20 protein-coding genes and 2 pseudogenes are annotated in these 20681 nt (G+C 43.7%); 14 read left to right on the top strand and 8 right to left on the bottom strand.

The window, feature by feature from the left end:
• The first annotated feature begins 10 nt into the window (after positions 1-10).
• From EJF25_RS06275 to EJF25_RS06295, 5 genes and pseudogenes are all read left to right on the top strand, one after another.
• Positions 11-205, top strand: coding sequence for a hypothetical protein (locus EJF25_RS06275; protein ID WP_125040530.1), 195 nt, complete (start codon positions 11-13; stop codon positions 203-205).
• 129 nt (positions 206-334) lie between these two features.
• On the top strand, positions 335-580 hold the full coding sequence (locus tag EJF25_RS06280; RefSeq protein ID WP_125040531.1) for an acyltransferase: 246 nt from the start codon (positions 335-337) through the stop codon (positions 578-580).
• An 18-nt stretch (positions 581-598) separates the two neighbouring features.
• Positions 599-1251, top strand: a pseudogene (locus EJF25_RS06285) (sugar transferase).
• Between the two features lie 4 nt (positions 1252-1255).
• Positions 1256-2500: a DegT/DnrJ/EryC1/StrS family aminotransferase gene (locus tag EJF25_RS06290; RefSeq protein WP_125040532.1), complete on the top strand. Its 1245-nt coding sequence runs from the start codon at positions 1256-1258 to the stop codon at positions 2498-2500.
• An 84-nt stretch (positions 2501-2584) separates the two neighbouring features.
• The gene (locus tag EJF25_RS06295) at positions 2585-2818 is read left to right on the top strand and encodes a DUF4248 domain-containing protein (protein ID WP_025075272.1); all 234 of its coding nucleotides are present in this window, start codon (positions 2585-2587) and stop codon (positions 2816-2818) included.
• Positions 2819-2908: 90 nt separating this feature from the next.
• Here the strand turns inward: EJF25_RS06295 and EJF25_RS06300 are convergent, their stop codons facing one another.
• The 4 genes and pseudogenes from EJF25_RS06300 to EJF25_RS06310 form a co-directional block, all read right to left on the bottom strand.
• Positions 2909-3352, bottom strand: a complete 444-nt coding sequence (locus EJF25_RS06300; RefSeq protein WP_125040533.1) for an N-acetylmuramoyl-L-alanine amidase — start codon at positions 3350-3352, stop codon at positions 2909-2911.
• Between the two features lie 10 nt (positions 3353-3362).
• Positions 3363-3464, bottom strand: coding sequence for a smalltalk protein (locus tag EJF25_RS24845; RefSeq protein ID WP_159106330.1), 102 nt, complete (start codon positions 3462-3464; stop codon positions 3363-3365).
• Positions 3465-3530: 66 nt separating this feature from the next.
• On the bottom strand, positions 3531-4010 hold the full coding sequence (locus EJF25_RS06305) for an HU family DNA-binding protein (RefSeq protein WP_125040534.1): 480 nt from the start codon (positions 4008-4010) through the stop codon (positions 3531-3533).
• Positions 4011-4261: 251 nt separating this feature from the next.
• Positions 4262-5341, bottom strand: a pseudogene (locus EJF25_RS06310) (DUF3987 domain-containing protein); the annotation flags it as partial.
• A 201-nt stretch (positions 5342-5542) separates the two neighbouring features.
• Between EJF25_RS06310 and EJF25_RS06315 the strand changes: the two are divergent.
• The 8 genes from EJF25_RS06315 (at position 5543) to EJF25_RS06350 (ending at position 12860) form a co-directional block, all read left to right on the top strand.
• Positions 5543-6775, top strand: a complete 1233-nt coding sequence (locus EJF25_RS06315; protein ID WP_016277256.1) for a site-specific integrase — start codon at positions 5543-5545, stop codon at positions 6773-6775.
• 2 nt (positions 6776-6777) lie between these two features.
• Entirely contained in the window at positions 6778-7182 is a 405-nt protein-coding gene (locus tag EJF25_RS06320; RefSeq protein ID WP_117589464.1) for a hypothetical protein, read from the top strand.
• Between the two features lie 65 nt (positions 7183-7247).
• A complete protein-coding gene (locus EJF25_RS25500) occupies positions 7248-7793 on the top strand; it encodes a DEAD/DEAH box helicase family protein (RefSeq protein ID WP_235016740.1) in 546 nt (181 codons plus the stop codon).
• Positions 7783-8859, top strand: coding sequence for an AAA family ATPase (locus EJF25_RS06330; RefSeq protein ID WP_117616358.1), 1077 nt, complete (start codon positions 7783-7785; stop codon positions 8857-8859). The genes EJF25_RS25500 and EJF25_RS06330 overlap by 11 nt, the downstream gene beginning before the upstream one ends.
• 209 nt (positions 8860-9068) lie before the next feature.
• Positions 9069-10031 (top strand): DUF8464 domain-containing protein, encoded by a 963-nt coding sequence (locus tag EJF25_RS06335; RefSeq protein WP_117589463.1) that lies wholly within the window; start codon positions 9069-9071, stop codon positions 10029-10031.
• A 186-nt stretch (positions 10032-10217) separates the two neighbouring features.
• Positions 10218-11585: a MobV family relaxase gene (gene mobV / locus EJF25_RS06340; protein WP_117589462.1), complete on the top strand. Its 1368-nt coding sequence runs from the start codon at positions 10218-10220 to the stop codon at positions 11583-11585.
• 339 nt (positions 11586-11924) lie between these two features.
• Positions 11925-12593 (top strand): hypothetical protein, encoded by a 669-nt coding sequence (locus tag EJF25_RS06345; protein WP_117589461.1) that lies wholly within the window; start codon positions 11925-11927, stop codon positions 12591-12593.
• 18 nt (positions 12594-12611) lie between these two features.
• On the top strand, positions 12612-12860 hold the full coding sequence (locus EJF25_RS06350) for a hypothetical protein (RefSeq protein WP_229532295.1): 249 nt from the start codon (positions 12612-12614) through the stop codon (positions 12858-12860).
• A 1131-nt stretch (positions 12861-13991) separates the two neighbouring features.
• Here EJF25_RS06350 and EJF25_RS06355 read toward each other — a convergent pair.
• The 3 genes from EJF25_RS06355 to EJF25_RS06365 all read right to left on the bottom strand — a co-directional run bounded on the left by EJF25_RS06355 (position 13992) and on the right by EJF25_RS06365 (position 18639).
• Positions 13992-14261 (bottom strand): DUF3098 domain-containing protein, encoded by a 270-nt coding sequence (locus tag EJF25_RS06355; protein WP_125040535.1) that lies wholly within the window; start codon positions 14259-14261, stop codon positions 13992-13994.
• A gap of 13 nt (positions 14262-14274) precedes the next feature.
• Positions 14275-17409 (bottom strand): protein O-mannosyl-transferase family, encoded by a 3135-nt coding sequence (locus EJF25_RS06360; protein ID WP_125040536.1) that lies wholly within the window; start codon positions 17407-17409, stop codon positions 14275-14277.
• A 141-nt stretch (positions 17410-17550) separates the two neighbouring features.
• Positions 17551-18639, bottom strand: coding sequence for a tetratricopeptide repeat protein (locus EJF25_RS06365; protein WP_125040537.1), 1089 nt, complete (start codon positions 18637-18639; stop codon positions 17551-17553).
• A gap of 202 nt (positions 18640-18841) precedes the next feature.
• Between EJF25_RS06365 and EJF25_RS06370 the strand changes: the two genes are divergently transcribed.
• Positions 18842-19744, top strand: a complete 903-nt coding sequence (locus EJF25_RS06370) for a helix-turn-helix domain-containing protein (protein ID WP_125040538.1) — start codon at positions 18842-18844, stop codon at positions 19742-19744.
• A gap of 6 nt (positions 19745-19750) precedes the next feature.
• Here EJF25_RS06370 and EJF25_RS06375 read toward each other — a convergent pair whose 3' ends face one another.
• The gene (locus EJF25_RS06375) at positions 19751-20551 is read right to left on the bottom strand and encodes a DUF4846 domain-containing protein (RefSeq protein WP_125040539.1); all 801 of its coding nucleotides are present in this window, start codon (positions 20549-20551) and stop codon (positions 19751-19753) included.
• Between the last annotated feature and the right edge of the window lie 130 nt (positions 20552-20681).

Genomic DNA, 20681 nt, shown 5'->3' on the forward strand with positions numbered 1-20681 from the left:
ACTCAAGTATATGAGAAACCTTCATAATATGTTTGATACAGAACCTCTTTCTTTTCATAATGAGATTCTGATAGAGTGCCTTATGGATGGTAATCCGTGGGATATCTTAGAACATGCTTTGGAACAGATTTATGATGAGTTATATCAACTGTCTGGAATATTCATCGTACCAGATATATCGCTTCGTGGGAATTCCCGGGAGTGAGACTCTCGAAGAACATCCTCTCATTAAAAATATTCTTAATGACTGAATCACTCTTAGTAACCCTTCTAATTTTAATGACAAAGAGTGACTGGATATAAAGAAAAAGGGTAAGCAGCCAAAAATGACATATTGTTCATAATTGGACGCTTACTTTTTTATGGTGTTTTCTTTGCTTGTCATGGTCGTAAGCAGGGGTATCATTCGATTAAAATTGAAGATAGAGCTTATGTTGAAATGAATGCAATCATCATAGCCCGCAAAGATGAAGGTACCATTATTGGGGAAAATGCAGTGGTTGGTGCCTGTACACTGGTCAATAAAAGCATACCCGAAGGTGCTACTTCGATGGGAGTACCTGCAAAGGTGATTGGATAACAGATTATTCTTAACGTTATGTGTATTAAATTTCTTTTCGACCGCTTAGTCTCTCTAATCGGTTTGCTCTTTCTGTGGCCTTTACTTATCGTTGTGGGCATTCTTATCAAGATAAAAATGCCGGATGGGCCTGCTATATTCACTCAAAAACGGGTGGGAAAGATGGTAAGTTGTTTACTTGCCATAAATTCCGCTCGATGACGATGAAGCACAGTGGTTCGACGGTGAGTGTGGCGGGCGACAGTCGTATTACGCCTTTGGGTGCTATGCTTCGCCATTACAAGATTGATGAGCTTCCGGGGCTGTGGGATGTGTTGATTGGCAATATGTCGTTCGTCGGTCCTCGTCCCGATGTGCCTGGTTATGCTGATAAACTGCAGGGGGATGATCGCATTGTATTGAAACTTCGCCCGGGCATTACGGGGCCTGCCACGCTGAAGTATCGTCTGGAAGATGAGATGATTTCAGAGTATGTCACGAAGAAGCAGGAAGAGGGGGATAGCCGTTCCGCTCAAGAAATCGCTGAAAAGTATAACGATAAGGTGATTTTTCCCGATAAGGTGCGCATCAACAAATACTACTACGAGCACTATTCATTCATCAAGGATATCCAAATGATTTTCTGTACGGTGTTGGGAAAGAAAATGAAGTATAATAACGAAATAATATAAACTTATGACAAACAGAATATATTTATGTCTTGCCCACATGTCGGGCAAAGAGCGGGACTTCATTAAAGAAGCGTTCGACACCAACTGGGTCGTTCCTCTTGGTCCGAACGTGAATGGTTTTGAAGAGGACCTGAAGCAGTTTATAGGTGCTCAGAATGAGGTCGTTGCTTTATCAGCAGGTACAGCTGCCGTACATTTGGCCTTGATAGCTTGCGGTGTGAATCCCGGAGATGAAGTGATTGTGCAGTCGTTTACTTTTTGTGCTTCCTCGCACCCGATAACTTATCTTGGTGCTAAGCCTGTGTTCGTGGATTCGGAAATGGATACCTGGAACATGGATCCTGACCTATTAGAAGTAGCTATCAAAGACCGTATTGAGAAAACCGGAAAGAAACCGAAAGCGATTGTGCCAGTGTATCTGTATGGTATGCCTGCCAAGATCAATGAAATCATAGCAATTGCAGAGAAGTATGACATCCCTGTGATCGAGGATGCTGCCGAAGGTTTTGGCTCGAAGTATAATGGGCAGATGTGTGGTACATTCGGGAAATACGGTGTGTTGAGTTTTAACGGCAATAAGATGATTACCACTTCAGGTGGTGGGGCTCTAATAACTTCTTCTGCGGAAGATAAGAAAGAAATAATGTTCTATGCTACCCAGGCCCGCGAGTCATATCCATATTACCAACACGAGAAGATCGGTTATAACTATCGTATGTCAAATATCTGCGCTGGTATCGGTCGTGGTCAGATGACGGTAGCGGAGGCTCACATTGACCATCATAAACACGTTCAAGCTCTCTATGAAGAATTACTGAAGGACGTGCAGGGGATTAAGCTTCATTGCCAGCCGGAAACCGGTGAGTATGACAGTAACTATTGGCTTTGTACTGTCACTCTTGATCCCACATTGAAGGTGAACGGACAGGAGAATGTCTATAAAGCAGTTGTTCAAGGCGCGGTGGGAGGTGCTGCCGGTGTGACTCACGATACGAAAGATCTTCATACCGACTGCGAACCTAATCCGAATGTTGAAGCTATGCGTATATTCCTTGACGCTAAAGGTATTGAGAGCCGTCCACTTTGGAAACCTATGCATAAACAACCCGTATATGCCAATGCAGTGGCTTACACTAATGGCGTGTCGGAATCTCTCTTCAAGGTTGGTCTGTGTCTGCCTTCCGGTCCATGTGTCACTGATGACGACGTGCGTTACATCATTGATTGTATCAAGGAAGCAATTCTGTAAGTACTGACAATATCATACTATTTTGTTGTAAATTAGCGATTTATTATGTATCTTTATAGTCTATAATTCAAACTTAAAGATACAATGAACCAACCAGATTTTGTAGTGAAATGCTACAATAAACAAGAACTTGCCCAAATGTATTTTCCTGATATAAGTGTTCGTGCTTCTGTTGATAAACTCCGTCGTTGGATGCGTCGTTGTCAGCCTTTGATGGATGAGATACTTGCTACGGATTTCCATCCGAAAACAAAGGCTTTTTCTGTACGTGAGGTACGTTTAATTGCTTATTATTTAGGTAAACCAGGAGAATTCTGATCTAATCTGAATTGTAAATGATATATTAAAAATAACGGGAGACAGCATTTTCGCTGACTCCCGTATTTAGTATTAGGACTATACCTACAATTATATTTGTGAATATTCTTTTCTTGCATCAAAGCAAGGACAAGCTTTATGAATATTAGCACTTAACTGATAATGTCCCAGGACTTGTGCCTCCGGATACTGATGTTTGAGAATAGCCAGCAGATCGATCAAGGCGAAGCGTTGTGCCTGCGTTCTCGTATCTGCCGGACGACCTTCTTCGTCGAGTCCTCCTTCATAACAAATTCCAATACTATGTCGGTTGAATCCTCTCACATGAGCTCCCGGTTCAGAGACCGGACGGCACTGATGTGCTTCTCCGTTACGAGTAATGTAGAAATGATAACCGATATCTTTGAATCCTCTTTGCTGATGACATTCACGAAGTTGCTCTACAGAGAAGGGGACATTGCAGCGCGTAGCGCTGCAATGAATCACCAACAACTTAATCTCTCGTGGAAGATACTCTTCTTTTGAATTTTCCATCGTCATCTATTTATAAACTTCCCATGCAAGAGGTTACACCTAGGGCAGAAATGATAGACGTGGCTATCGTTACGATAAACTGAAGAACATTTTTCCAAACTTGTTTTTTCATACACATACAATTTCACGTTTTAAATGAATTATTTGAATTTTAAATAATGAATCACCGATTTGTTAACTACAGTGTCGGATCAGGAGATTCTCCGTCATCAGGATCAGATCCACCGCCATCAGGCAACGGTTCATCATTTTTCGAATCAGTCTTGCTGTCACTCTTATACAAAGTGAAATCTATCGCCTTACATAGTTTCTGGAGATCGCTTCCCGGATGAAACAACACTTTGCCTTTCTCAATGCAATATGCCTTGAACTCTTTTCCTGTTGCTGTAGGAGTACCGGTTTTGAGACTCATCCGGAAATTTCCCAGATCACCCATCTGTACGATATTTCCTTCTTCCAACACATTGACAATCTCCAGTAGAAACTCTCCGATACATCCTTCGAGTTCTCCCTTGGAGTAAGAGGAACGTTCGGTGATACGTTTGCAGACCTCCTTAACGGAAACTTTCTTTCCGCTGCGTGCCACTGCATAATACTTCGGAGCTTCGTCCGGTTTCAACAGGTTCTTTCGAGCCATAATCACATAATTCTGAGCCATAACATTTAGAATTTTAAGTTTTGAAATTTTGAATCATTTTGTAACCGATTACATAGCAAAGATACGATAGGACAGAATCTGCATAAAGTACAATGACGTACACCGACGTACTGAAAAAAGATAAAAACATTGGGAAGTTTGTATTGAATCTTCCCAATGTTTAGATTCAATCATTGAGAAGATTTTTTCAAACTTCTCAATGATTTTTTCAGTGTTTCAAAACGACAAAACGACAAAAACGACATATGACGTTATTTACCACTCAACTTTCTATATGAACCATGGGACATTTTTGTGATTATCACCCCATTAAGTGATTTTAATAACCTGTTTATTTTACGAGAGCTGAATCCGTAATTTGCGCCGGCTTTAATTGCTTCATCGGTCGTAAATGTATCAGAAAGTTCATTAATAAATCTTCTTGTTATGTTAGGATCTTTTAGTGGATGTTTGCCGGAGGAACTCATGGATGAGAGTAACAGACGGCTATGTTCGTAACAACAAAGTACGATTTCTAATGAACGTTGAAAATCGATGTCGTTACAGTAGATTTCCGATGAAAGGTCGTTTGTTTCGAACTGGCGGATACGGGTCTGCACCATACTGATACGCATTACTAAAACAGCATATCTTTTCACAACTGCTTGCAGATCATCATTTCCTTCCAGCACCACTTCATTCAATAATACGGAAAAGGTTTTGTTTAATTGATCCCATTGTGAGCGTTTGAAGTGAAATAAGACCGGATTGTTCAAGCAAAAATTGAATAACTCAAATACCTGATGTGCTAACGGATGGAATATTTCTTCCTGCGACACACTGTCGTCATCCATTGATTTCCAATTCGGATTGAGCCTGAAAGTATAGAAACCGACCCGGCTTGTTAATCCGTTTTCGTAACTTCCTAACAAGGCTTCCAACTGTCCGGGAGTTCCGGTCAGAAACATGGCAAGGCTGGGATGCTTGATGGTGATGGGGGTAGTTCCGTTCGCTTTGTACGAAGATTCAATGTTCTCGTGCTCGTATGCTTTTCGAAGCATATCATTGAAGTTGCCACAATCCAGATGGTTGGCGGTGGTAAGGGTTTCGGCTTCAGTGTCGAAAATGATACCTCCCAATGCCCCGTTGTCTCTCATCTGTATTTGCATTCGCGTATAGCTGGTGGTTGCCGGGATAAACAACATTTTGAAGGCCGGTCTTTTAGGAGCATCGGAAATCTCTTCGTCGCAAGTCTCCTTTTTCATGCATCTCTTTTGCCACCGGATATGTTCCTTTTCGTATGCTTTCTGCTGATATTCACTTTGCGAGAGAATATATTGTTGGATTTTATCTTACAGTTAAAATAAGCCCATTTTTATTTATTTTCCACCATTTGACCTATATACGCAAATCACTGTATTATAGTGCGTTTTAGCAAATTTTCTCTCCAAATAATTTGCATCGTTTTCCGATAATCTCTATTTTTGTATGCAAATCGTATGCACATATATTTGCATACAGACCAAGTAAAGAACCATCAAAAACGGCAGATTATGTACAAGTATTCAAAGGACGGAATTTCGGTGCTGTCGGTACTGGACGCACGCAGGGCGAAGAAAAGCGGCTTGTTCCCCGTGAAGATACAAGTCATACACAACCGCAGGCAGAAATACTATTCCACGGGGCAGGAGCTGTCAAAGGAGGATTGGGCGAACCTTGCGGAAAGCAAGAGCCGCAGGCTCACGGAGGCACGCTCGAACATAGAGAACAGCTTCTCAATCATCAAGGGGCAGGTGGAGGCACTCGCCGAGCGTGGCGATTTCGCGTTTGATCTTTTGAGTGTCCGGCTGGGCAGATGCTCCACCGCGACAGTGAACGCCGCGATAAAGGCGAAGACGGAAGAGTTGAAACGTAACGGGCAGGCGGGTACGTACCGCAGCTATCATGCACTGCTGACGGCGGTGGAGGAGTTTGCAGGGAAAGACATTCCGTTTTCTGCCGTCACGGTGGACTGGCTGAACCGCTGCGGAAGATTCTGGACGGGCCAAAAGAAAAGCAAGTCCACGCTCAGCGTCTATTTCAAGATGCTCAAGGCGATAATGAACCGGGCAAAGGCGGACGGCATAATAAAGGAGGCGCACTTCCCGTTCGGCAGGAACAGGTTCGAGATACCCTCAGCCGAGGGCAGGAAGCTGGCACTCACACTGGAGCAGATAAAGAGGCTCGTCACCTATACCGACGGAAGGGAGGAAACCGAGCTTTACCGGGACATGTGGTTCTTCTCCTACCTCTGCAACGGCATCAACTTCCGGGACATGCTCTATCTTACTTACGGAAACATCGTGGGAGGTGAAATCTGTTTTGTCAGGGCAAAAACGATGAATACTTCCAAGCAAGTGCGTACCATACGTGCGGTGCTCACCCCCGAGATGCGGAAAATCATGGACCGCTGGGGTAACCCCGACGACGGAAACCCCGGCACGCTCATCTTCAAGTTCGCCACGGGGAAGGAGGACGGCTTCGCCACCAAGCACCTTGTCGATACGGTCATACAGAAATGCAACAAGGTATTGGGTAGGATAGCCGAGGCGGTGGGTCTGCCCCCCGTGACCACGTATTCGGCCCGGCACTCGTTCGCCACCGTGCTCAAGCGCAGCGGGACGAATATCTCCTACATATCCGAAAGTCTGGGGCACTCCAACCTTGCCATAACGGAGAACTACCTTGCCAGTTTCGAGCGGGACGAACGGATGAGGAACGCGCAGTTACTTACCAAATTCGACTGACCATGCCAAGAAAGAAGACCAGAGAGATAAAGATACGGCACCTCAAATGTTTCGGTGCCATATGGGAGGAGCTTTCCGGACATCCCGGGCTTGCCGGATATGAGATAACGGAGGCCGTGATACGCGTACAGGAGCGGGTACGGCCCACCATAAACAATGTGGAGGCGGTCATCGAACGCATAAGGTTCAGCCATGCCACCCGCAAGTACAAATACCCCGTCATCCTCGGCAGGGAGATGATAGGCCAGAGTGTACTGGCAAAGATGGCGGGCGTGAGCCGCCAGAGCATAGCCCGGTGGGAGGAGCTGGGCTTCATATCGCGCTCCGACATCGGGATACCGGGAGAGAAATATTTCGTAATAGAAGAAGTCATTTCCCAACTCGGAAAGTTAAAGGATGTGAAATAATAGTGCATTCCGAATCACTTGACATATGTGTGCAAAACGGTGCCATTGGAAGATTATATCCGCCTATGGCACCGTTTCCCTTTTTACCCGCCCCACGCAGTGTCACCAAAAGTCATGAAACGTCCATAAAAGTCATATCCGTGTTAAGTTATTTGCGGTTCGATATTCGCTTTCCTTTATTCTTCCTTTGCGCCACAACCGGTTGGAACGGCTGTGACGACAGCCATAGTACAAACACCCAAAAAGAAAGGAAGAAAATGAACCAGATCATTCTTACCACGCCCGAGGAACTCCGGGCAATCGTGAGCGAGAGCGTCTCGCAGACACTGGCAGGGCTCACCCTGCCGAAGGACGAACCCGACAACCTCACGCCGGATGCGGCTGTGGGGGTACTCGAACAGCACGGGTTCCTGATTTCGAAGGCCCGCCTCTACAAGCTGACCGCCAAGGGGAATGTGCCGTTCCGCAAGTACGGAAACAAACTGCTGTTCTCCCGCAGGGAGCTGCTCGTATGGGCCGAAAGCCTCGCAAGACGTGTGAACGACAAGGGCGAGGCGGCACTCGCCATCGCCAGAAGCGCAAACCGAAAACTCCGCAGCCATGGAAAGTAACGAGCGCATGGAAGAAGTGACCCGTGAGAACGCCATCATCATCTGGCAGGCCTCACGGCTGAGCATCGGCATGAAATGTGAGAAGGCTCCCGAGATACTGAAGGCGAACGGCACTGTCGTCGGCACGCTGGGCAATTTCAGCGCGTCCATCGGCAAGGCGAAAAGCAAGAAGACGTTCAACGTCTCTGCCATCGTCGCGGCGGCGTTGAAGAACGGCACGGTACTGCTGTATTCGGCGGAACTGCCCAAGGACAAGCGGAAAATCCTCTACGTTGATACCGAACAGAGCCCGTACCATTGTCTCAAAGTGATGGAACGCATCCTGCGCATGGCAGGCCTGCCGACCGACCGGGACAGCGAGCACCTCGAATTTCTCGCCCTGCGCAAGTACACCCCGAAAGAACGCATCGCGGCTGTGGAGCAGGCCATCTACAATACCCCGGAACTGGGACTTGTCGTGATAGACGGCATCCGCGACATGGTGTACGACATCAACAGCCCCGGCGAATCCACACGCATCATCTCCAAGCTGATGCAGTGGACGGACGACCGCCAGATACATATCCACACAATACTGCACCAGAACAAGGGTGACGAGAACGCGCGCGGGCACATCGGCACGGAACTGAACAACAAGGCCGAGACGGTGCTGCTGGTGGAGAAGGACAAGGGCGACGCCGACATCAGTCGGGTATCGGCCATGCACATCCGGGCGATGGACTTCGAGCCGTTCGCCTTCCGCATCAATGACAGGGCACTTCCCGAACTGGTGGAGAACTATACCCCGCAGGGGAGGAAAGCCGGAAGACCGCAGCAGGAGCCGTTCGACGCGTACAGGCACATCACGGAGCAACAGCACCGCATCGCGCTGGAGGCGGCATTCGCACTGAAAAGCGAATACGGCTACAAGGAACTGGAGGACGCGCTGATAAATGCCTATGCCTCCGTCGGCGTGAGACTGAACCACCACAAGGCGGTATCGCTCATCATCACGTTGCGCAACAAGCGGATGATAGTGCAGGAGAACGGCAGGAAATACACCTTCATGCCCGATTTCCATTATTAAACCGGATGCGGAGAAACGCTTCACTTTATTCACGGTGCCTATATATAAGGGAAAAGCGAAGCGGTGCGCGGACATCACGCAACCGCTTCACTTAATACCCGTATCCTATATATACGAGCATTTAAGTGAAGCCATGTATATGCCGTACCTTATATAAGAAGGTGCGGGCGAAAAAACAAAAACAGTCATTCATTCAAACACTCACACGTATGGACATTCAGACAGCGAAACAAATCAGCATAGCCGAATACCTGCACAGTCTGGGGTACTCACCCGTAAGACGGCAGGGCGGCAACCTATGGTACAAGTCACCGTTGAGGGAGGAAACCGAGGCCTCGTTCAAGGTGAACACCGAACGTAATCTCTGGTATGACTTTGCCACCGGGAAAGGCGGCAACATCATCGCACTAGCGGCGGAACTCTACGCATCCGACCATGTGCCCTACCTTCTGGAAATGATAGCAAGGCAGGCACCGCACGTGCGCCCCGTCTCCTTCTCTTTTGGCGGGCAGACATTATCACAACCAAGTTTCCGGCAGTTGGAAGTAATGCCGCTTTCTTCCCCCGCCTTATTCTCCTATCTGCGGGAAAGGGGGATAAATACGGAACTGGCAAAAAGAGAATGCAGGGAGGTGCACTATCTGACCGACGGCAAACCCTACTTTGCCGTCGGTTTTCCCAACCGTTCGGGAGGCTACGAGATACGCAACAAGTTCTTCAAGGGCTGCATAGCCCCGAAAGACATCACTCACATACGGCAAACGGAACCGGGGGAAACCTGCTGCCTCTTCGAAGGTTTCATGGACTACCTCTCCTTTCTCACGCTGCGGCAGGCGGGGCATCCCGACCGCCCCGCCCTTGACGGACAGGACTATATCGTGCTGAACTCGGTTTCCAATCTTTCCAAAGCCCTGCGGCTGCTGGGGAATTATGAGCGGATACACTGCTTCCTTGACAACGACCGCGCCGGGCTGGAAGCCCTGCGCGAAATCCAAAGAGAGTACGGTTCGCGTGTCCGCGACGCATCACCTGTGTACAGCGGGTACAAGGACCTGAACGACTACCTGAACGGAAAAAAGTTGTCACAGCAGGTGAACCCGGTACAGCAGGCAAAGCAAGTACAGTGGGTGCAGCAGCCGGGCAAGAAAAAGGGGAAGGGCATCGGAATGTAACCCACGCATCCCGCAGGCTTTTTGCACAGTGAAAAGCCATAGCTCAATAGGGCGTTTTCTTCACGCAGCGCAAGCGCAGCTAAAAACGCCCTATTGAGGCGAGGGGCCGGCCCCTCTGCACACCCCGTTCGCCGTGAGGCATATCCGCACGGCAGGCGGAATTGTCAAACCTAAAAAGACTTTACAATGGGATATTTCTCACTCGATTTCAGAAAAGCGAAGGGGGCATCCGACAGCCGGATGTCCGACCATATCGAGCGCAGGGTGATAGCACCGAACGTCGACCCCACGCGCACGCACCTGAACCGCGAGCTCGTCCGGATGCCCGAAGGCATCAGGGAGCGTGACGACGCGATTGCGGCCCGCATCAGCAGTGCGGGCATCAGAAGGAAAATCACCCACGACCAGGTACGCGCCATCCGTGTCATGCTCTCAGGAACACATGAGGACATGATGGAAATAGAGAAAGCCGGAAGACTGGACGACTGGTGCCGGGACAGCATGGACTGGCTGTACAGGACCTTCGGGCGGGAGAACGTGGTCTCGGCGGTGCTGCACATGGACGAGCACACGCCGCACATACATGCCACACTTGTACCGATAGTGACGGGAGAGCGCAGGAAGGCGGGGCAGAAGAAGCCGAAGGAGGAAGGGCGAACTTACCGCAAGAAGGCGAATGCCGTCCGACTGTGTGCCGACGACGTGTTGAACCGTACCAAACTGATTGCCTATCACGACGACTATGCCAGAGTCATGGTGAAATACGGCCTGCAACGCGGGATAAGAGGTTCGGAAGCCCGGCATGTCTCCACCGCCCAGTATTACCGCGATTTGAGGCGGCAGACGGACGAACTGGAAGAGAACGTGCGCCAACTCCAAGCCGAGCAGGAAGAGGCGGAGAAACGGCTGGAAACGGCCAGAAAGGAAATCAACACGCAAAAGCTGGAGGCGGTCAAGGTGGAGGCAAAGACCGCCATCATGGCGAAGGTGGGTTCTCTTTTGGGCAGTGGGAAAATCAGGGAGCTGGAGGCGGACAACCGCAGCTTGCAAAACGAAATAGCCGCCCGTGAAGAGAGCATAGAGGACTTGCAGGCCAGTCTGCAACGGCAGCGGGCACAGCACGGCAGGGAACTTGCCACGGTGCAGACCGACTACATCCAAAAACTGGAAAGGGAAAGGGAGCGGACGGCATATCTGCAAAAATGGACGGAGCGTGCGTGCGGCTGGTTTCCTCTTTTCGCCGACGCGATGCGCATGGAGAGGTACTGCCATTCGGCAGGCTTCACACCCGAGCAGACGGACCGGCTTTTCACGTTCCAGCCGTTGGAGTACAGCGGGAACCTTTACTCCGAGGAACACAAGAGAGCCCTCTCCGTGACAGGTGCCACTGCGCAGATGGGAATAGAGCAGGGAGAGAGAGGGAAACGCTTTGTCCTGCGCATCAACGGGAAGAACATCCTCGACTGGTTCAGGGAGCAGTTCGAGAGGCTGCTCCGACGAATACGGCCAACGATACAGCAACCGCAACGGAAAAACAAGGGATTCAAACTGTAACGATTATAAATACTTATGTGCCAACATAAAAAATGCAGGAAATATTATTGCGCTTCCTGCATTTTTCATATTTTTGCATTTGGAGAGAGCAACTCCCTCCAAGACATTTTAGAATTTGAAGAAGCGTTATGCGTATCTTGTAAATTGAAAACGTAGGAAATTTTCAAATGTAGTACAAGGGATTGCATAGTGGTTCTCACGCTATAGCGTGGGCTGCTATATCCATATCTGTACTACGGGTTTTCCTACGACCTTCAATTTAGACGTGGCATTGCAGTTCCACGCTTCGTGGTTTAGTAAAGGTTCTTATGGTAACTGGGGAACAAAAAACTTGGTAATATGAAAAAAATACTATCAATTACGATGTTGCTTATGTTTTCAATAGTCGTACATGCGCAACAAGATGTTACCCAATTTCTTGGAATTCCTATTGATGGGAACAAGAAAGAAATGGTACGCAAGCTAAAAGAAAAAGGTTATCAGAATGATCCTATGTCAGAAGCTTTAGTAGGAGAATTTAATGGCGCAAACGTTAATGTTTTTGTAGTGACGAATAATAACAAAGTTTGCCGCATCATGGTAGCTGATGCCAATAATGTTGATGAACGGGCTATTCAAATAAGGTTCAATAGACTCTGCGAACAATTTGCACATAATCCCAAATATGTATCTTTACAAGACTATACAATACCCGAAGACGAAGACATCTCCTATGAAATAAGTGTTCACAAGAAACGATATGAAGCCGTTTTTTATCAACAGCCAACAGATACTGTTACCGTTAGAGAAAAATTACGATCTGTCCTATTATCCAAATATACAGAGGAGCAATTAGCAAATCCGACCGAAGAAACCCAGTCAGAGATTATAAAACTCTCGACTGAATATTTAATGGAAGATTGGTCAAAACGCCCTGTTTGGTTTATGATTTCAGACTATTATGGGAAATATTATATTACAATGTTTTATGATAACGAATACAATCGTGCAAATGGCGAAGACTTATAACAAATAATAGCAATGAATATGAATAACTTAAATCAAGGATTTTCCGTTAAGTGTGGAAAAACAACTGATAGTTTTGATGAACTAAAAATGTTATGCGAAAAAGAAGCAGATAAACTGTTGGAAACAATAGATTTTTCCTCTCAATCAATGACTTCTGTAGCTTTTTGGACAACAGATATTCCTGAACTTATCTGTGTAGGTGATTTTTTTAAAGAAAAAGGAGATAAGGTTTCTTACCATTTGGATTTTTCACAAACTACTTTATAGCATTTATTACATTTGAAAATTTAAAAGTAGCCATTTTTTTGATTGTACAAAAAAATGGCTACTTTTAAATTTACAGAGAGTTATGTGACAGCATTGCATTACAGATCGCAGAAAATGGAACGGTTGCCAATTCGTTACTTCATACTACTCAAATACTCTGCTAAATGTTTATTCCTCAAATGATTGTATCAAATCGCTGAAAATCTAAAATAATATTATTACTTTTAATCAATACACATTTTATTCACATTAGTACAAACGGAAGAAAATAGTGCTAAAAAGGGCTTACTATTTTTCATTTCAAAATTCGTATTTTTGCGTATTTGCTTTCTTGAATCCGGTGTTTTTGTATGCAAATCGTATGTATACATATAAATAAGTTTGATTAAATTGCTTTGTAAAATATTGATTATTAATATGTTAGATTATAAATTTAAACGTTTTATATTTAACTTACAGACAAGGTTCAATTAGTATTTTTTGCAAGGTATGTATTCTCGTTTCATGTACGTGAACCATTCGGATGCAGTACGTGAACCCAAAAGATCACGTACGTGGAGCCATGGGATCATGTACGTAAAACGATATTTACCATCTCAAAAAGACATTAATTGAAGCTTTAAAACAACTAAACAAACGGTTTATTTACCTTTATATAAAGGAGATTGCGCAATTTTACACGCTAAATCTATTCTATTGAAAGAAAAATAACACAAGCTGGGGGAAAGAAAAATACAAAAGCATAGCGGATAGTAGAATAACAAAGTGACAATAGAACCCGAATAACTTTCTATTGTCACTCTATTGTCACCGACTATTATCACCATTTCAGCATTGATTAGTAACTGTTTAACTTAAAAAAGTGACAAATGACAATAAAACAAGCATTTTTTAGTCTAAGTATGCTGAAGGAACGAGCCTTGAATGTACAGTAACTGACCGGAAGAACTAGAATAACTTGATAGTTACTGTACAGCATTCAGTCAGTTGCTCTGTTGTAATATAGTTGTTCGTGCAGATGTTTTCGCTAATGGATAGAGGAATATTATTAATTTATACGGATAAAAACGATAACTCCTCTTTATGGATTGGTAAAGACACTTTTTATTATTAGACTACAAAGGTCATCTTTTATTGCGCTTTACTCTTTTTCTGTCGGGATTTACTTATATAAACAACTCCACAAATAGTTAGTAAATATCCTGTCAGGCATATTACAGGAGCTACACGTATACGTTGATCACTGAATATATCCGGATTATAAGCGGTAAGGGTACTCCCCTCGCCGCTCATCAACATATATCCTACAATAATCAATACTGAACCGACCAATAGGATTATATAGTTTACCTTTCCAAATACATTTTCGGTTTCCAGTTGTTCCATTTCTCTTGTTTTCATATGTCTTTGATTATTAATTTCCGATATTCAAGATTTGAGAAAACTGTGCATATTTCTCTTCAAAACGGTGAGAATTCTCTTTATACTTGGTCGAATCTATTTCTTTCATTAAGTCATTATAGAGATTCCACTGCCAGAATTTAGTCATACAATCTTTTTGAGCAATTCTTATATCGCTATCATTCAGCGAAAAAATCCACCGGATAGATGACTCTGCTTCTGCCGTTAGATAGTCCAGTATAGAAACAGCTTTCTTCTTTTCACCCAAAGCAGCATAGGCAGTTGCCATATCAAAGGAACCGCTTTCATATACTTCAGGCACATTGTAGTTAGGGATAGCCTTTTCGGCATATGCAAGCACTTCCTTAGCTCGTGAATGTTCTCCCTGTTCTATCAGTTTCAAAGCAAGTTGCGTAAATAATCTTCGATGAGAATAACAGAGACGCATGGTTGTTTCGTCTATATACAACCCCGGAGTATCCAAACCACCATATTTATATCTTTGCATTACGTTCGTATAAAGTTTCTCTACATCTACCACACGATTGTTATGTTCGTCCGCATCCCCCCATTGTTTATAATCGAACGGAGTGAAACGATAAGCCAACCCCTCCATTACAAAATAATTATCCAGTTTCAACTTGCTGGCTTCACCTACGGAAATGGCCATATAGAGTGGTCGTTCCCAATTACAATTAGCAATCATTTCCAAAATCAATAAATCCATTTTAGTCAGCATACGTATTCCTTTTAATGAGATTTCTAGTTTTTCAGGTAGAGCATTCATCAAATCCTCTCCTTTTAAATGCCGGATAGACTGAGGAAGCATGACACCGGAACGTAGAATGGCTTCTTTATCAAGCCGGATGGTAACAGTATCTGTAGGTATGACATGGAAGTCCGGATTTTCTGAAAACGCCCAATGTTTCAGGATATTCTTCACCTCAAAAGGGTCTTCTCCAAAACTGTCACGCGCTTCTTCCGGATGCTTTTGATAAAATTCCTCTATCTGTTTCTTTAATTCCGGACGAATGGTGACATATTCGTTTTTGCCTTCTTTATATTGTTCCCTTTCCCAAGAGATGGGTAACCCTGGAGCGTCATACAGGGGACATTGCTGCTGATAAATATACCAGTCGGTTTGTGCATAACTGAGGTTACAGATACGGATATCCCGACGCACTTCTTCGGTATCCTGATTGTACCACAAAGGGAAAGTATCATTATCTCCATTACAGAAAATAATCGGATTTCCTTTATCGGGAAGAGTCATTAAATAGTTAGCTCCGAAGTCACGACAAGTATAACGGTTGCTTCGATCATGATCATCCCAAGTTTGACTGACCATCTGTATGGGAATCAGCAAACAAATTGCCATCACCCCACTAACCGGAACAATACCTGCTTTCTTTTTACGCATCCAATCACACAAACCGGCAGCTCCCATCCCTATCCAAATAGCAAAAGCATAGAAAGAACCGGCATAAGCATAATCCCGTTCACGAGGTTGATCCGGAGCCTGATTCAGGTAGAGTATAATGGCAAGTCCTGTCATGAAGAAAAGGAAAAGTAAGACACTAAACTGCTGTTGTCCCGTTCTGCCGCGTTTCAATTGCCAATAGATACCTATCAGTCCTAAAAGTAATGGCAGACCATAAAAGACATTGTGACCTTTGTTCTGACGCAAAGAATCCGGCAATAGTTCCTGATCGCCAAGCCTTAGATTATCGAGCCAGGAAATACCCGTAATCCAGTTTCCATGTTCCAGATCTCCATGGCCTTGTATGTCATTCTGTCGCCCTACAAAGTTCCATAGGAAATAACGCCAATACATATAATTTAGCTGATAGGTCACAAAATAAGTCAAGTTCTCTATCTGTGTAGGAAGTCCCTCCGTACCGCCCGACCAAGCTTTATAAAGAGGTGTCGCCCGTTCATTCCACATTCGGGGGAAAAACATATTTTGAGTGTAGCAAACATCCTCTTTCTGCCGAACGACTTTATATTTATGATCGTTTTTATCGAAAGAATATACTTTTCCTCCTTGTTTCATTTTTAGTTTGTAATATTCTCCTTCAACTACGTATTCCGGCTCGGAAGCATAACTCTTTCCATAAAGTAATGGAATACTTCCGTATTGATCCCTGTTCAGATAGCTTTTCAGAGTAAAGATATTATCCGGTGCGTTCTCATTTAGCGGAGTATTGGCGTTCGCCCGAATTAGAATTACGGCATAAGTAGTATAACCTACCGTAAGCATAATCAGACACCAAAGAGACGTACGTATCACTCGTTTTCTGAATCGATAGACAGCTTCTACCAACAGTAATAAAACCAAAACAACGAAACTAATCAAACCGGATTGGAAAGGAAGTCTCAATATATTAACGAAAAGAAGTTCAAACCATCCACCCATTTCCGCCATTCCCGGAATGTATATGAAAAGAATGAAAGCGATAATCAACCCGGAAAAAGCCATTGCCATCATAAAGCCTTTGAAAGAAATAGAACGGTATTTCTGATAGTAGAAAACCAATACTATAGCCGGAATACAAAGCAAATTGAGTAAATGTACCCCGATGGAAAGGCCGATAATATAAGCTATCAATATAATCCAACGGTCACCGGAAACTGTTTCCGACTCATCCTGCCAACGAAGAATCATCCAAAACACCACCGCAGTGAGAAAAGAAGAAAAAGCGTAAACCTCTCCCTCCACTGCACTGAACCAGAAGGTATCACTGAATGTATATGCCAACGCTCCAACCAGCCCTGAACCTAGAATAATAATACTATCAATTTTCGACAAACTTTTCTGACCATCCGTCATTAAACTCCTGACCAGTCGGGTAATACTCCAGAAGAGAAACAAAATACATCCCGCACTCAATAACGCATTCAGCAGATTGACCATACGTGCTATCTGTGAAGGATCAGTAGCAAATTGAGTAAAGAGATTTCCCACTAACATATAGAAAGGTGCACCCGGTGCATGACCGACCTGTAACTTTTCGGCACATGAAATAAACTCGGGACAATCCCAAAAACTTGCTGTCGGTTCAATCGTCGATCCGTATACAAAAGCAGCGATCAGAAAAACACTCCAACCAATAAAATCATTCCATCTTTTAAACAGTAATTTGCTCATGGTTCTATTACTTTTTTATTTGCAAAGTTATAGAACTGGCATATAAAAGACTAGTTTCTAGCCGGACGAATACGGACAACTGCAAATTACAATAATCTGATAATCAGAAGAAAAGTTGAAAATTACGCGGACAAATTCGGACTACAACGATTTTACAATCTCTTCCAATGATTCTTTAGAGTTCACCAGCATTAATTTCTCCGTTTTTATTCTGGATATTCTACGGGTTAATGTTTCCACTGTCAGCTTCATGAGATCGGCAAAGCAAGAAGGTTGAACACCCTCACGCAAGAAAGCGCATACCCTCAAATCTTCTTCAGTAAGTTTAGGGCCGATCTCTTTCAGTTTGGAGACGATTCCATAAACACCTTCTTGAAGCCGTAACAATTCATTCCAGTCTCTTTCCGAAAATGAAGGTATTTTAGCAGACAAAACATTTCTATCCTTAAACTGACGAACTTTAGTAATCACCGGAGAGCTTTCATAGATTTGCAACTGTAACGATTGGTATTTCTCTTCCAAATGCTCGCATTGCAACATCAATTTATCCGACTGAGTATCCTTCTGTCTTATTTCCTCTTTGAAAGTATTCAATTGAGCATACGCATATCGGTTCTTTTTCCAAAGCAAACCTAATAATAAAGATAAAACACCGAACATACCCAAAGCAGAAGAAAGAATTGTCGTTGAATGATCTTTACTATCATTTAACATCAACTGACTTGCATAAGCTTTTCTCTCCATTTCCAAAGCTTCATCAAAGTTTCCATTTTTCTGGTAATACAGACTGCATCGTCTGCATATTTTAGTCATGTAGTTATAATTTTCGGTAAGAGTCGCCAATTTTATAGCTTCCTTAAAGTGCATTTCCGCTTCCTGTTTCCGATCCAGATCACTTTCTACACAAGCAAGATAGTAATATGCCTGTGTCTTTTGAAGCCGGTTACCATTTACTTCAAAATAAGAGACAGCCTGACGTATTTGTTCATCGGATGAATGATGGACGTTCTTATCCTCATTGACTTTTGTACACAACAGATTATACTCGGCAAGTTGTGCCTCGTTCATCTGGTTCGTCTGAATATTTTCAAGAATTATAAATGCAGTATCCGGGTCCTGCTCCATTATTTGCGCAGCTCTGTCTAACCCCTGTTTTACATTTGCCCCTTCCGGATGACAACCAACCAGAGAAAACAACATCACATAAAGTAAAATTCGGAATTTATTCATAGCAGTATCATATCTATTGATTGTTGTCGCAAATATAAAAAATAAATATAAAATGAAGTAACAAATAAAAGAAAGAAAAGAGGAATGTGCCTGGGTCAATTGATACAAATTACAGTTTGTTCTACCATTATTACTGATAGGTAATACCAATACCGGAAAAAGTACTAAATTTGTATCGTATCAATCAAGCTTAAAATAGAGTATGGACGAAATCATCAAAATGGATCACATCTACCAATACAATGATCGGGTAGGCAACGAAACACTACATCCGCTAGTGAGTGTAATAGATTTCTCTAAATGCAAATCTATGCGGCATTCACGTCAAATGTTGGGCTTTTATACCATATTTCTAAAAGAAGTGAAATGTGGAGATATACATTATGGGCGCCAGTATTATGATTATCAGGAAGGAACAATGGTTTTTCTTGCTCCGGGGCAAGTTGTAGGCTTTGTAGACAACGGAAAGCCTTTCCAACCCAAAGGCTGGGGATTGCTTTTTCATCCGGATTTTCTTCGTGGAACATCACTGGGACGTAATATTAAGAATTATAACTTCTTTTCTTACGAATCCAACGAAGCCCTCCACCTGTCTGAGCAAGAACGGGGGGTGATTATTGAGTGTTTCCATAATATACAAACAGAGTTACAACGTGGTATCGACAAACATAGCCAAACGATTATTGTAGCCAATATAGAATTGCTCCTAAACTACTGTATGCGTTTCTATGATCGTCAATTTATTACTCGTAGTAATGTAAATAAGGATATCTTGAGCCGGTTCGAAGATCTTCTGCACAACTACTTTCTGTCGGATAAGCCACAGGATATCGGTCTGCCTTCAGTACAATACTGTGCAGAGAACCTGAATCTTTCACCCAATTATTTTGGAGATTTAATCAAGAAAGAAACTGGAAAGTCACCACAGGAACATATCCAGCTTAAATTGATAGAAACAGCAAAAGAAAAAGTCTTTGATACAAGCAAATCTATTAGCGAGATAGCATACGAATTAGGGTTTAAATATCCTCAGCATTTCACGCGTTTATTTAAGAAATGTGTAGGTTACTCTCCTAACGAGTATCGGCAGAATGGCATAAACTAATGCACTTTATTTGAAACGCTTTAGATCTTTCTTTGCGAATGTCCATTCCGGAGTATAAAGATTTCCATCGTCTGTATCGGTCAGTTCGTACCAAGGAGACAGATTGCGATCTGACGGATTGACTAAGATATGAATCTGTTGAGCCGGCATATAACTTTGTGCCAATAAAAAGACCTTTTTCTTTGTCGTTGGATGGATAGCAACGTCCATCACGATTACAGCATGTCCCGGAGAGCCCCCTTTGATAAAAACATCTCCGGGTTGTAAAGAGGTGTAAGGCACTGTTTGAAGTTCCTTTGCGAGAGAGGCCGTACCGGCATACATAAATACCATATCCAGATATTTGCGAAAAGTTTTATATGAATAATCTTTTCCTCCTGCGGCATACCACTCCACTTTATTTCCACTTACCTTCATACGTTTCCCTTCTGCCCACTTCGTATATTCTGCCGGAAAACCACTGGTAAAGTTAAACTTGATTTCACCATATCGCTTTTGTGCCCATAGATACTCTGCCCGTAAACGTATCACCGCATCTGCACATTGCTGCAAATCCCGATTACCGATTTCCATATTTACCACAGCATAAGCAGCTGATTGATTGCGTTTTTCTTGTCCATTATAAAGTTTGACTTTACTTCCTTCCGGAAACAAGGGAAGTTGTCGTAAATAAGCTGCAAAAGAATTTCCATCACACTTTTCACGAACATATCCGTTTTTGAGGGCCACTCTTTGTTCTATGGTTTGTGCAAAAAGGAAAGTTGAAGATAACAGACAATATGCAATTACAATAAATATCTTATTCATTTTCTCCCGGCATTTATTAGTGAATACTCAGAAACAGGTTCTAAATATAGAGAAAAATCTGATTAGTTAATTGCGAAATACTTCTTTCTTCAAAATTCCTTCAATATTCTCCTCTTATTTTTGCAATAAA

The organism is Bacteroides faecalis (assembly GCF_003865075.1).
Taxonomy (GTDB): Bacteria; Bacteroidota; Bacteroidia; order Bacteroidales; family Bacteroidaceae; genus Bacteroides; species Bacteroides faecalis.